The following is a 12,903-nucleotide window of genomic DNA, read 5'->3' as shown; positions in this document are numbered from 1 at the left end:
GGCACCCGCAGCGCGACGCTCGGCAGGCCGGCCCGCGCCAGGTCGCAGACGCGGGTGCCGCCGGTCGCCGGCACCACCAGGGTGAGGGGACCGGGCCAGAACGCCTCGGCAAGGCGCAGCGCGAAGGCGTCGAAGCGACCCTCGGCCTCGGCGGCCGCACGGTCGGGCAGGTGCGCGATCAGCGGGTTGAAGCGGGGGCGCGCCTTCGCCGCGAAGATGCCGGCGACCGCCTCGGCGTCGGTGGCGTCGGCGCCGAGGCCGTAGACGGTCTCGGTCGGGAAGGCGACGCAGGCGCCGGCCCGGATCAGGCGCGCGGCCTCCGCCACGCCCGCTCCGTCGCCGGAAAGCTGGGTCGTCGCGCCGGGCGCAGGGATTGACGCGAGATCGTTCATATATAAACCATCTCCGGCGGTGACGGCGGGGCCGGTTCGGGCGTATGCCGTCAGCGGAGGGCGTGGGCCGAAGCGCCTCTCACGGAAGAGGGGTCGGGCTGCGCGGAAAGCCGGCGGCCGGGTCTTTCGGGGGCTGCACTAACGCGGCCCCGCGGCGACGGTCAAACGAGACGCCGAGGCGCGGGCGAACCGCGCCGGGCGGGAGGACATGCCGATGAGCTACCGCGCGCCCGTATCCGAGATGGTGTTCACCCTGCGCCACGTCGCCGGCCTCGACGGCGCCGGCGCGGTGAGCGTCGAGGACGCGGACGCCATCCTGACCGAGGCCGGGCGGCTCGCGGGCGACGTGCTGGCGCCGCTGAACCGCGTCGGCGACCGCCACGGCGCGACGCTTTCGGACGGCGTGGTCACCATGGCGCCGGGGTTCGCCGCCGCCTACAAGACCTTCGTCGCCAGAGGCTGGAACGGGCTCACCGCCGATCCGGACCATGGCGGGCAGGGCCTGCCGCAAGTGCTCGACGCCGCCTGCACAGAGATGTGGAACGGCGCCAACCTCGCCTTCGGCCTGTGCCCGCTGTTGACCGCCGGCGGCATCGAGGCGCTGGCGGCGCACGGCTCCGAGGACCTGAAGGCGCGCTACCTCGGCAAGCTCGTCTCCGGCGAGTGGACCGCGACGATGAACCTGACCGAGCCGCAGGCCGGCTCGGACCTCGCCGCCCTTCGCACCCGCGCGGAGCCGGCCGGCGACGGCAGCTACCGCATCGTCGGCTCGAAGATCTACATCACCTACGGCGCCCACGACATGGCCGACAACGTCGTCCACCTCGTGCTCGCCCGCCTCAAGGACGCGCCGTCGGGCACCCGCGGCATCTCGCTGTTCCTGGTGCCGAAGGTGCTCCCCGACGGGTCGGAGAACGACCTGCGCTGCTCGGGGCTGGAGCACAAGCTCGGCATCCACGCCTCGCCGACCTGCTCGATGGCCTTCGGCGACCAGGGCGGCGCCACCGGCTGGCTCGTCGGCGAGGAGAATCGCGGGCTCGCCTGCATGTTCACAATGATGAACAACGCCCGCCTCGGGGTCGGGCTGCAGGGCGTCGGCGTCGCCGAGGCGGCGACGCAGCGGGCGCTCGCCTACGCCCGCGAGCGCAGGCAAGGAAAAGCCGCGGGCTCGGCCGAGGCGAGCCCGATCGTCGCCCACCCGGACGTGCAGCGCATGCTGCTGACGATGAAGGCCTACACCGCAGCCGCCCGCGGCATCTGCTACCTCACCGCGGCCGCCCTCGACGCCGCCGAGGGGCCGGAAGGCAAGGCGGCGCTGGACCGCGCCTCGCTGCTGACGCCGGTGGCCAAGGCCTTCTCCACCGACATCGCCAACGAAGTCGCCTCGCTCGGCGTGCAGGTGCATGGCGGCATGGGCTTCGTCGAGGAGACCGGCGCGGCGCAAGCGATGCGCGACGCCCGCATCCTCGGGATCTACGAGGGCACCAACGGCATCCAGGCGATCGACCTGACCGGCCGAAAGCTGCCGCTGAACGACGGAGCCACGGTGCGGGCGCAGATCGCCGCCATGCGCCGGGTCGCCGAATCCCTGCTCAAGGCCGCCGACTCCGACCTCGGTCACGCCCCGGCGCGGCTGCGCGCCGGCATCGAAGCCCTCGACCGGGCGACGAGCCATCAGCTCGCGAGCCTCAGGTCCAACCGGCCGGAGGCGGCGCTCGCCGGCGCGACCCCGTACCTGCGCCTGTTCGGCCTGGCCCAGGGCGCGGCCTGCCTCGCCCGCGAGGCGCTGGCCTCACGCGCCGCCCTGAAGGCCGGAGAGACCGACCCGGCCCATGCCGGGCGGATCGCGCTGGCGCGCTTCTTCGCCGAGAACCTGCTGCCGGCGACGGAAGGCCTGGCCCAGGTGGTGATCGACGGCGCCGGGTTCTTGGACGACGCAGGCGCGGTTCTGACGGGGTGACGCCTAGGTCCTCGCCCGTCATTCCGGGGCCGCGCAGCGGAGCCCGGAATCCAGAACCGCAGGTGGCGCCTTTTCGAGCACGGTTGGCGGCTCTGGATCCCGGGCTCGCCTGCGGCGCCCCGGGATGACGGGGTTGGGACGGAAGCGGTGCGGTTCGCGGCGCGATTTGGAACGAAGCGGGGAGGCGGACATGAGCGAGCAGGTCACGATCACCGACGGGGCGGACGGCGTCCGCTCGATCGTCCTGAACCGGCCCGAGAAGAAGAACGCGCTGACCGGGGCGATGTACGACGCGATGCGCGAGGCGCTGGCCTCCGCCGACGCGTCGGACGCCATCGGGGCGGTGGTGTTCTCCGGAATGCCCGGCAGCTTCTGCGCCGGCAACGACATCGCCGACTTCGTCACGCGGGCGGAGAAGGCCTTCAGCGAGGCGCCCTCGCTCCGCTTCATCCGCCAGCTGGCGCGCACGGCGACGCCGATGGTCGCGGCGGTGGACGGGATCGCGGTGGGCATCGGCACGACGCTGACGCTGCATTGCGACCTCGTCTACGCGAGCCCGGCGGCGCGCTTCCGCATGCCGTTCGTGGAGCTCGGCCTCGTGCCGGAGGCGGCCTCGAGCTACCTGCTGCCGCGGCGGGTCGGGCGCCTCAAGGCGACCGAGCTGCTGCTGCTTTCCGAGATGTTCGGGGCGGACGCGGCCGAATCGCTCGGTCTCGTCAACGCGGTGATGCCCTCCGACATGCTGCTGGAGCACGCCCTCGCCCAGGCCGCGCGCCTCGCCGCCCTGCCGCGCGGCGCCCTCGCCGCATCGCGAAAGCTGATCCGCGGGGATCAGGCCCAGGTCGAGGCGGCTTTGGACGCCGAGGCCGAGGCGTTCGACCGGCAGCTGCGCACGGAGGAGGCGCAGGGCGCGTTCCGGGCGTTCCTCGCCCGGTCGAAGCCCGGCCCGAGGTCGTGAAGCCGGACCTCAGCCAGAAGGTCTGCCTCGTGGCGGGCGCCTCGCGCGGCGTCGGGCGGGGCATCGCCCGGGCGCTCGGCGAGGCCGGCGCCACGGTCGTCGTCACCGCCCGCTCCAGCGAGACCGGGCCGCGCACCGAGCAGCGCTCCGAATCGATCGAGGACACCAGCCGCGAGGTCGACGCGGCCGGCGGCGACGGGCACCACTACCTCTGCGACCACACCAGCGAGCGCGCGGTCGACGAACTCGTGCACTGGACGCTGCGCCGCTTCGGCCGCATCGACGTGGCGGTGTCGAGTGTCTGGGGCGGCAACGAGGGCTACGACGGCGAAAGCTACCCGGACGGGACCGGCTGGGGCACGCCGTTCTGGCGCCGGTCGGCGGAGCCGTTCGCGGAGTTCGCCCGCGTCGGCCCCTATCCCGGGCTGCTGCTCGCCCGCGCGGTGGCGCCGGCGATGGTCGCGGCCGGGTCGGGGCTGATCGCGCTGGTCTCCTTCGGCACCGCGGAGGGCTACCTCGGCGACGTCTACTACGACCTCGCCAAGGCGACGACGAACCGCCTCGCCTTCGCCTTCGGAGAGGAACTGCGCCCGCACGGCGTGACGGCGCTCGCGCTCTCGCCGGGCTTCGTGCGCACCGAGCGCGTCTGCGACCTCGGGCAGGGTGCGCTCGCCACCGAGAGCCCGCTCTACGCCGGCCGCGCCCTGGCGGCGCTCGCCGCCGACCCCGGCGTGATCGCCCGGACCGGCTTGGTGATCCACGCCGGCGACGTCGCGGCGGAATACGGTTTCACGGATGCCGACGGGACGCGGCCCGCCCGCTTCCGGATCGCGCCGTGACACGAATCCTCGACACGAACCCGCGGAGGACGCGATGACCGGCACCCTGGCCAAGAAGACCCTGTTCATCACCGGAGCCTCGCGCGGCATCGGGCTCGCCATCGGCCTGCGCGCGGCCCGCGACGGGGCCAACGTGGTGATCGCGGCCAAGACCGAGACGCCGCACCCCAAGCTCGAGGGCACGATCCATACCGCGGCCGCGGCGATCGAGGCGGCCGGCGGCCGGGCGCTGCCGCTGGTGGTCGACGTGCGCGACGAGGATTCGGTGCGCCAAGCCTTCGCACGCGCCGCGGAGACGTTCGGCGGCGTCGACATCGTGGTCAACAACGCCAGCGCGATCTCGCTGACCCCGACGAAGCAGACCGAGATGAAGCGCTTCGACCTGATGCATCAGATCAACACGCGCGGCACCTACATGGTCTCGAAATACGCGCTTCCCTACCTGGAGAAGGCGGACAACCCGCACATCCTGATGCTTTCGCCGCCCCTCGACATGGCGGAGAAGTGGTTTTCGCCGCACCTCGCCTACACCATGGCGAAGTTCGGCATGTCGCTGTGCGTGCTCGGGCTCGCGGGCGAGCTGCGCAGGTCGGGCATCGCGGTGAACGCGCTGTGGCCGCGGACCACGATCGCGACGGCCGCGGTCAACAACCTGCTCGGCGGCGAGGCCCTGATGCGGGCGAGCCGGACGCCCGAGATCGTCGCGGACGCGGCCCACGCGCTGTTTCTGAAGCCGGCTCGCGAGATCACCGGCCAATTCCTGATCGACGACACGTTCCTGTCGCAGAACGGCGTCACGGATTTTTCGCAATACCGCGTCACCGCCGGCGTGCCCCTTGCGCCGGACTTCTTCGTGCCGGATGCAAGCACGCCGCCGCCGCACGCGCTCGATTGAGCGCAAGGCAAAGAGACGCGCTCGACTGAGCGCGAAACCCAAAGACGCGCTCAGTCGAGCGCCCATCCCCAGGTTCGCCCTTCGTGATCTTCATCCACCAGCCGGTCACCGGCACCGGCCAGATGCTGCTGGAGCGCCGCCCCCTCGAACTGCAGGACGCGATCCCCGACGACACCGTCTGGCTCGACATGATCAAGCCGACGCGGGAGGAGGACCTGAAGGTCGAGGCCTTCATGGGCATCCAGGTGCCGACCCGGGAGGAGATGAAGGACATCGAGCCGTCCGAGCTGCTCTACGTCGAGGACGGCGCCCGCTACATGACCGGGCGCGTGCTCTCGAAGGTCAGCGATTCGGAGGATCCGGGGCTCGCCGGCATCACCTTCATCCTGCAGGGCCGCAAGCTGGTGACGGTGCGCTACGAGGAGCCGCAGGCGTTCCGGATGTACACCCAGCGCGCCGGCCGGGCGACCGGGAGCGGGCCGACGGGGACGCCTTCGGGCGAGACCATCCTCGCCGGCCTGATCGAGGCGGTGATCGACCGGGCCGCCGACGTGCTCCAGCTCCAGGGCGAGCGCATCGACCGGCTCTCGGGCAAGATCTTCGAGGTCCAGGACGACCCCTCCGCCCGGAACACCGCGCTCCAGGACACCCTGCGGGCGCTCGGCCGCCACGGCGACCTGATCTCCAAGCAGCGCGAGAGCCTGGTTTCGATGGAGCGCATCCTACTCTCGCTGTCGGCCACCTACCGGACCGCCAAGGCGCCGCGCGAGCTGCGCGAGGACGTGCGCTCGACGCTGCGCGACCTGCAGTCGCTGGAAGAGCACGCGACCTTCCTGTCCTCGAAGATCCAGTTCCTGCTCGACGCGACGCTCGGGCTGGTGAACCTCGAGCAGAACAACATCATCAAGCTGTTCTCGGTCATGGCGGTGGTGTTCATGCCCCCGACGCTGATCGCCTCGATCTACGGGATGAACTTCAAGGCGATGCCGGAGCTGGAATGGAGCTTCGGCTACCCGATGGCGGTGGTGATGATGGTGGTCGCCGCCGTGCTGCCCTACGTGTTCTTCCGCTGGAAGAAGTGGCTGTAGGCTGCCGTCGCGCGCCGCGGCAGTGCGAACGTCGCGAAAGGCGAGCGTCGCGAGAAGGCGAGCGTCGCCGGCGGACAGGAGCCCCTGGGAATGTGCGGACGCTTCTTCATCGCCCAGGCGCCCGAACTCTTCGCCGAATTCTACGGCTACCCGGAGCGTCCGAACTTCCCGCCGCGCTACAACGTGGCCCCGACGCAGCCGGTGCCGATCGTCGTCGGCGAGGGCGGGGCGCGGCACTTCCGGCTGGTGCGCTGGGGCTTCTGGCCGAGCTGGCTCAAGGACCCCAAGACCTTTCCGCTGGTGATCAACGCCCGGGTCGAGACCATCCTGGAGAAGCCGACCTTCCGCGGCGCGGTGCGCCACCGGCGCTGCGTCTTCCTGGCCGACGGCTTCTACGAATGGCGCCGCGAGGGCACAGGCCGCAACACCGTGCGGACGCCCTTCGCGATCTCGCGCGCGGACGGCGCCCCGATGGCGCTCGCCGGCCTGTGGGAATCCTGGCTCGGGGCGGACGGCTCGGAGATCGACACGGCGGCCGTCGTCACCATCGGGGCGAACGGCACCATGGCGGCGGTCCACGACCGGATGCCGGCGATCCTCTCGCCCGAGCAGGTCGCGCCCTGGCTCGACACGCGGGACGTGGACCAGACCGAGGCGGCGGCCCTCTGCCGCCCGTGCCCCGACGACTGGCTCCGCCTCGATCCCGTCTCCGACCGGGTGAACGCCGTGCGCAACGACGACGCGGCGCTGATCGCGCCGGTCGGGCGCCCCCGTCCGGCGCCGACGCCGCCGGACCTGCCCGCGTCCGAGCGGCCGCGCTCCAGCGACGAGGACGAGCAGGGGTCTCTGTTCTAAGCGTAGGACTTCAATCACGGAAACGTGAGCGTCGGCGCTGATCCATGTTAGTGCCGTCCCGGATCGCATACGCGAACGCTTGCGTCCGAAATCACGCGCTCGTGACCTCCGCCAGGATCTCACTGTTCGGGGTGTCGGCAGAACCGTCGTAGGCGCGGATGGCGCGACGTTGCGAGGACCGGCGCTCGCTACCATCGTGCCGAGATCCGGTGCGAGCCGAAGCCGCCGACGTCCGCCCGCGCGCGACGATGGATCGTATGAGTTGTGAGAGCCGGTTCATGATGGCGTCTTGGTGCGAGAAGGCGATCCTCGCCGCGCAGATACGGCAGAGTCGCCGACGGATCGGCGATGCGAACGATCTGATGGAACGGTCCCGTTCCGCGATCGAGCGGTCGCGCGCGGCGATACGATCCTCCCACACGCAGATCGCCGCGCCGACGCGGGCCACGGCGTCGGCGACGCCCACCTCCGCCGCCCGGACGCTTCTGGCGGACCTGAGCGCCGATGCGCTCGACGCGATCGTCGACGACTTCTCCGCCGCCTACCTGGAAGCGGAGGCGACGGGGAACGACGAGACCGCCGAGATCGTTCGACAGGCCCTCGTCGTCCTCGGGCGCCACCTCGCCCATGAGCTCGGGCCGAAGGCGGCCGGAGTGCAAATCAACTGATTGGCTCCGTAGGAGACCGAGCCCAAGGGGTCATCGTGTGAAGAAGCCAGGCGTTCACGAATCCCTAGCGCGCGCGAGCCTGGAGCGGATCGCGCGCACGCTCGACGAGCCGGTCACCAAATTCTTTTCGCCGGGCGAGCACGAATCCCGCGATGCCGAGACGTTGGCCCTGGTCCGCGCCTTCGATCGCATCAAGGACCCGCAGGTCCGCGCCCGCTGCCTTTCGTTCGTGACGGCCGAGGCCGACCGGTCGTAGCCGGCGCGGCGCTCCTCTCATCGCGGACATCGGAACTACCCCTCCTGAGGCCGGGGGATGTGCCAGGTGCCGGTCATCACCAGTTCCGCGCTGTAGATCACCCCACCGGCCTCGTTGCGCACGCTGACGGAGAAGGTGCGGTCGTCGCCGTTCGGGATCTTCTGTCGCGCCATGTCGGGCAGGGCGTCGATCGCCGTCGTGCGGGCTTCGAGCGGTCCCGGAAGGTCGAACCCGGCCTCGTCGATCACGCGGGCGTCGCCGTCGTCCGTGTCGATGTAGTAACGCATCACGCTTGCCGCTCGTCCGCGACCCCCGCGGAGAGAACCGGCCGGCGTGGACTTGGTTCTCCGACGGCGCGGACCGGACGGCGCAAGGACGACCCGGAGCGCATGCGCTCGTCGTCGTGCCGCTCGAAAGAGCGTTGTCTTCACGCGACCCGGCCTCCACCGTTCTGGAAAACGTTCCTTCTTGTCGGTGTGGTCGCGTTTTCTTCACGCGAGCCGGCGTCCACCTTGCTGGAAAACGCTTTAGAGCCGGCGCCGGGCCGCGACCGCCCGGCGGAACACGCCGACCATCTCGACGTGGCCCGAGTACCGGAACTGGTCGACGGGGGTGACCCGCTCCAGGCTGAAGCCGGCCGCGACGAGGGTCGCCGCGTCGCGGGAGAAGGTGCCGGCGTCGCAGCTCACGCCGACAGCGAGCGGCACCTTCGATTCGGCGATCTGCTTCACCTGCGCCTGCGCGCCCGCCCGGGGCGGGTCGAAGACGACGGCGTCGTAATCGTTGAGATCGTGGGCGAGGACCGGCCGGCGGAACAGGTCGCGGGTCTCCGTGGTGATGCCCTTCAGCCCCTGCGCGCTGCGGTAGGAGCGCTCGATGCCGGCGAGTGCGCCGGCCTCGCTCTCGACGGCGTGGACGTTGCTGACGCGGGCCACGCCCAAGGTGAAGGGGCCGCAGCCAGAGAACAGGTCGATCGCGCGCTTGGTCTTCTTCGCGAAGGCGTCGCGCACCAGCCCGGTCAGCGCCGTCTCGCCGGCCGCCGTCGCCTGAAGGAAGCCGCCCGGCGGCGGATGCAGCCGCGTATCGCCCGAGACCACGGTGACGGCCTTGCGCTCCACCACCACGTCGCCGTGCAGCGACAGCCGGGCGAGGTCGAGCGCGCCGGCGAGCCGCACCAGCGTGGCGCGCACCCCCGCCTCGACGGGGCCGTGGCCGCGCAGGTCCACGTCGAGCCCGGCCTCGGTGGCGGTCACCGCGACGTCGAGGGGCTTTCGCCCGTGGCCGAGGGGGGCGCTGAGCGCCCGCGCGACCTCGGGGGCGCGGTGCAGGGCCGGCACGGTGATCGGGCAATGGTCGATCGCCACCAGGGCGTGGCTGCGCGCGGCCATCAGCCCGGCCTCGGCCCGGCCCTCGACTTCGCGGACGTGCAGGGTGATGCGGCGGCGGCCTTCGCCATGCGCATCCACCAGCGGATCGAGGGGGCGGTCGAGCCCGGCCTGCGCCAGGGCGTTGGCGACCTGCCCGGATTTCCACGCGGCGTAAGGCGCAGGCGCCAGGTGCTGGGTCGCGCAGCCGCCGCAGCGGGTGAAATACGGGCAGATCGGCGCGATCCGGTCGGGCGAGGGCGCCTCGATGCCGAGAAGCTCGCCGCGCGCGCCGTCGCGCCGGATCGCGACGCGCTCGCCCGGCAGCGCGAAGGCGATCGCGGTGCCGTCGTCGGCGATGCCGTCCCCGCGCGCGCCGAGGCGGCGGATCGTGACGGTTTCAGATTCGGTCATCGGGTCTTTCGGGGGGAGCGGCGGTGGCGCCGGCGGCGCGGGCGCCGACGAGGAACTCGGTGTTGCCGTCCCCGCCCCGGACGGGGGAGGGGATCAGGCCGAGGATCGTGAAGCCGAGGTCGGCGAGCGTCGCGCGCACCGCCTCGCACACCTCGGCGTGGACGGCTTCGTCGCGGACGATGCCGCCGCGGCCGACGCGCCCGCGGCCGGCCTCGAATTGCGGCTTGATCAGCGCGATCAACGGCGCACCCGGCGCCAGCAGCCCCGCCACAGCCGGCAGCACGAGGCGGAGCGCGATGAAGCTCACGTCGATGCCGGCGAGGCGCGGGGCGGGGTCGAGGCTGCCCGGCGCGAGGGTGCGGATGTCGGCGCCCTCGCGGTTCGTCACCCGCGGGTCGGCGGCCAGGCTCGCGTGGAGCTGGCCGTGCCCGACGTCGACCGCGGTGACGTGGGCCGCGCCGCGGCGCAGCAGAAGGTCGGTGAAGCCGCCGGTGGAGGCGCCGACGTCGAGGCAGGGCAGCCCGGCCGGGTCCACGCCGAAGGCGTCCAAAGCCGCCTCGAGCTTCAGGCCGCCGCGCGAGACGAAGGGGTGGGCGGCGGCGGCCTCGATCGCCGCGCCGGGCGGCAGCCGTTCGGAGGCGCGGGTCACGGGCCGGCCGTCGGCCCGCACGAGGCCGGCGGCGATGGCGGCCTGCGCCCGCGCGCGGCTCTCGAAATGGCCGTGCTCGACCAGCATGAGGTCGGCCCTGATCCTGTCTCGCGTCATCGGGGTTGGGTCACGGATGGTTCTGCCGCCTCGGGCGGCGCAATCGAACAAACCCCTGTCGGACGACCGGGCGAGAGCTTAACTAGCCCGACGTGGAGAGGAGAGCCATCATATGACACGCACCCTGCCGTTGCGCGCAGCCCTTATGCTCGGAGCCCTTGCGGGCTTCGCATCCGGCGCGAGCGGAGCGCTCGCGCAGACCGCGCCGGCCCCCGAGGCGGCCCCGGCCGCGGCGCCCCAGACCTTCGACGGCGAGATCAAGAACAACAAGGGCGAGCCGATCGGGACGCTGACGATCCGCGACGGCGCCAACGCGCTGGTGATGCGGATCGCGATCAAGGCCGGCGGACTGCCGCCCGGCTGGCACGGCATCCACTTCCACGCGGTCGGCGATTGCTCCGACACCGAGAAGTTCATGAACTCCAAGGCCCACGTGAACCACGACCAGAGCAAGCACGGCCTGCTCAATCCGGACGGCCCGGACGAGGGCGACCTGCCCAACGTCTACGCGGCGGCCGACGGCTCGGTGAACGCCGAGGTCTCGAGCGAGACCCCGCTGACCGGCGACGGCGGCCTCAAGGACGGCGACGGGTCGGCGCTCATCGTCCACGCCAAGGAGGACGACCACGCCACCCAGCCGATCGGCGGCGCGGGCGACCGCATCGGCTGCGCGGTGATCAAGTAGCGCAGGCGCTTCCCTCCCCCCTGCGGGGGGAGGGGAACCCGCTACGCCCGCGCCAGCCGGCCCTTGGCGCCCAGCGCCTCCTCCACCGTGCCGTCGCCGTCGAGATAGCCGTGGACCTTCGGGTTCGGCATGATCAGCGAGGCGACGAAGGCGACGGCCAGCAGGATGGTGACGTACCAGAAGAAGCTCGACTCCATCCCCGCCTCCTTGAACCACAACGCCACGTATTCGGCGGTGCCGCCGAAGGTGGCGTTGGCCAGCGCGTAGGACAGGCCGACGCCGAGCGCGCGAACCTTGGTCGGGAACAGCTCCGCCTTCACGATGCCGCTGATGCCCGTGTAGAAGCTCACCGCCAGAAGCCCGAGGGTGATCAGGCCGAAGGCGACGTAGGGGTCCTGCGTCGCGCCGATCGCCGTCATCAGCGGCACCACCATCAGCGTGCCGAGGCCGCTGTAGAGCAGCATGTTGGCCTTGCGCCCGATCCTGTCGGACAGCGCGCCGAAGGCCGGCTGCACCAGCATGTAGACCAGCAGCACCGCGGTCATCGTGCGCGAGGCGGTGCCCTTGTCGAAGTGCGCGGTGTTGACGAGGTACTTCTGCATGTACGTGGTGAAGGTGTAGAACACCAAAGAACCACCAGCCGTGTAGGCCAGCACCACGCAGAACGCGCGCCAATGCTTGGCGAGCTCGGAGAAGGTGCCGGCGTTCTCCTTGTCGGAGCCCGCGGTCTCGGCGAGCGAGCGGCGCAGATACAGCGCGACGACGGCCGCGCCCGCGCCGATGAAGAACGGGATCCGCCAGCCGTAGCTGTGGAGCTGGGCCTCGGTCATCGCGAACTGCAGCACGATCAGCACCAGCGAGGCGAGCAGCTGACCGCCGATCAGCGTCACGTATTGGAACGAGGCGAAGAAGCCGCGCTGACCTTTGAGCGCGACCTCGCTCATGTAGGTGGCGCTGGTGCCGTACTCGCCGCCGACCGAGAGGCCCTGGAGCATGCGCGCCAGCAGCAGCAGGACGGGGGCGGCGGCGCCGACGGTCTCGTAGGTCGGCAGCAGGCCGATGAACAGCGAGCCGACGCACATCATCATCACGGAGATGACCATCGAGGTGCGGCGCCCGACGCGGTCGGCGATGCGCCCGAACAGCCAGCCGCCGATCGGCCGCATGAAGAATCCCACGGCGAAGATGCCGGCGGTTTGCAGTAGCTGGCTGGTGGAGTCGCCCTTCGGGAAGAACGACGAGGCGAAGTAGATCGCGAAGAAGGCGTAGCAGTAGAAGTCGTACCACTCGACCAAGTTACCCGAAGACGACGCGACGATCGCCTTGATGCGGCGGCGGCGGTCGGCCGCCACGTCTTCGGCGGATGGCGCGATCCCGATCAAGTCGGACATGCTGGCTCCCTGTCTCCGTCCTTGGGACGGCGCATTCTTGATACCGGCGACGTTACAGGCGGGGAGGGGGGCCGCCTAGGGTTCGAAACCCTCCGGGCGGGACGGCCCACCGCTGCCGTCACACGCGTCTCGCACCCTCGCTCGGGCGGCGCGGCACGACGGAACGCTTTCCGGCACTGTGCCGTTTCGGGCCGGTGACGTCGCCGGTCGGCGAAGGACGCGGTCTTTCATCAAGAATGGGACGGATTCGAACGCCATGAACAAGATCTTTCGCGGAACGGTGACGGCCGCGGTCCTGGTGCTGGGCAAATGTCTCTTATAAACATATACGAGCCCACGAGTCTACCCCTCATCAAGCTCTCCGTAATAAGC

The 12,903-nt window shown here is 71.2% G+C and carries 14 protein-coding genes; 9 read left to right on the top strand and 5 right to left on the bottom strand.

The window, feature by feature from the left end; genetic code table 11:
- The coding region (locus tag FV229_RS20710; RefSeq protein ID WP_147753767.1) for an L-threonylcarbamoyladenylate synthase at positions 1 to 392 on the bottom strand (392 nt) is incomplete at its 3' end.
- 214 nt (positions 393 to 606) lie between these two features.
- Here FV229_RS20710 and FV229_RS20705 point away from each other — a divergent pair.
- From FV229_RS20705 to FV229_RS20670, 8 genes are all read left to right on the top strand, one after another.
- Complete coding sequence (locus FV229_RS20705) at positions 607 to 2,352, top strand: acyl-CoA dehydrogenase (RefSeq protein ID WP_147753766.1); 1,746 nt, start codon at positions 607 to 609, stop codon at positions 2,350 to 2,352.
- 190 nt (positions 2,353 to 2,542) lie between these two features.
- On the top strand, positions 2,543 to 3,310 hold the full coding sequence (locus tag FV229_RS20700; RefSeq protein ID WP_147753765.1) for an enoyl-CoA hydratase-related protein: 768 nt from the start codon (positions 2,543 to 2,545) through the stop codon (positions 3,308 to 3,310).
- Between the two features lie 29 nt (positions 3,311 to 3,339).
- Entirely contained in the window at positions 3,340 to 4,149 is an 810-nt protein-coding gene (locus FV229_RS20695) for an SDR family oxidoreductase (RefSeq protein WP_147753768.1), read from the top strand.
- Between the two features lie 34 nt (positions 4,150 to 4,183).
- The gene (locus FV229_RS20690) at positions 4,184 to 5,044 is read left to right on the top strand and encodes an NAD(P)-dependent oxidoreductase (RefSeq protein WP_147753764.1); all 861 of its coding nucleotides are present in this window, start codon (positions 4,184 to 4,186) and stop codon (positions 5,042 to 5,044) included.
- 83 nt (positions 5,045 to 5,127) lie between these two features.
- Entirely contained in the window at positions 5,128 to 6,132 is a 1,005-nt protein-coding gene (locus FV229_RS20685; protein ID WP_147753763.1) for a magnesium transporter CorA family protein, read from the top strand.
- Positions 6,133 to 6,222: 90 nt separating this feature from the next.
- Positions 6,223 to 6,987: an SOS response-associated peptidase gene (locus FV229_RS20680; protein WP_147753762.1), complete on the top strand. Its 765-nt coding sequence runs from the start codon at positions 6,223 to 6,225 to the stop codon at positions 6,985 to 6,987.
- Between the two features lie 362 nt (positions 6,988 to 7,349).
- Positions 7,350 to 7,655, top strand: coding sequence for a hypothetical protein (locus FV229_RS20675; protein WP_147753761.1), 306 nt, complete (start codon positions 7,350 to 7,352; stop codon positions 7,653 to 7,655).
- Between the two features lie 37 nt (positions 7,656 to 7,692).
- On the top strand, positions 7,693 to 7,911 hold the full coding sequence (locus FV229_RS20670) for a hypothetical protein (RefSeq protein WP_147753760.1): 219 nt from the start codon (positions 7,693 to 7,695) through the stop codon (positions 7,909 to 7,911).
- 35 nt (positions 7,912 to 7,946) lie between these two features.
- On the opposite strand, the gene FV229_RS20665 is transcribed toward FV229_RS20670, so the two are convergent.
- The 3 genes from FV229_RS20665 to FV229_RS20655 all read right to left on the bottom strand — a co-directional run bounded on the left by FV229_RS20665 (position 7,947) and on the right by FV229_RS20655 (position 10,455).
- Entirely contained in the window at positions 7,947 to 8,198 is a 252-nt protein-coding gene (locus FV229_RS20665; protein ID WP_246685484.1) for a hypothetical protein, read from the bottom strand.
- A gap of 240 nt (positions 8,199 to 8,438) precedes the next feature.
- On the bottom strand, positions 8,439 to 9,689 hold the full coding sequence (locus FV229_RS20660) for a class I SAM-dependent RNA methyltransferase (RefSeq protein WP_147753759.1): 1,251 nt from the start codon (positions 9,687 to 9,689) through the stop codon (positions 8,439 to 8,441).
- Positions 9,676 to 10,455 (bottom strand): TlyA family RNA methyltransferase, encoded by a 780-nt coding sequence (locus FV229_RS20655; RefSeq protein WP_147753758.1) that lies wholly within the window; start codon positions 10,453 to 10,455, stop codon positions 9,676 to 9,678. Before FV229_RS20655 ends, FV229_RS20660 begins: the two co-directional genes overlap by 14 nt.
- A 145-nt stretch (positions 10,456 to 10,600) precedes the next feature.
- Here FV229_RS20655 and FV229_RS20650 point away from each other — a divergent pair, with 145 nt between their 5' ends.
- A complete protein-coding gene (locus tag FV229_RS20650; protein WP_238272903.1) occupies positions 10,601 to 11,140 on the top strand; it encodes a superoxide dismutase family protein in 540 nt (179 codons plus the stop codon).
- A 41-nt stretch (positions 11,141 to 11,181) separates the two neighbouring features.
- Here FV229_RS20650 and FV229_RS20645 read toward each other — a convergent pair whose 3' ends face one another.
- The gene (locus FV229_RS20645; protein WP_147753756.1) at positions 11,182 to 12,531 is read right to left on the bottom strand and encodes an MFS family transporter; all 1,350 of its coding nucleotides are present in this window, start codon (positions 12,529 to 12,531) and stop codon (positions 11,182 to 11,184) included.
- Positions 12,532 to 12,903 lie beyond the last annotated feature (372 nt).

Source organism: Methylobacterium sp. WL120, from assembly GCF_008039465.1.
Taxonomy (GTDB): Bacteria; Pseudomonadota; Alphaproteobacteria; order Rhizobiales; family Beijerinckiaceae; genus Methylobacterium; species Methylobacterium cerastii.
The sequence above is the reverse complement of the archived record's forward strand: the minus strand, read 5'-3'. Positions and strand labels throughout refer to the sequence as shown.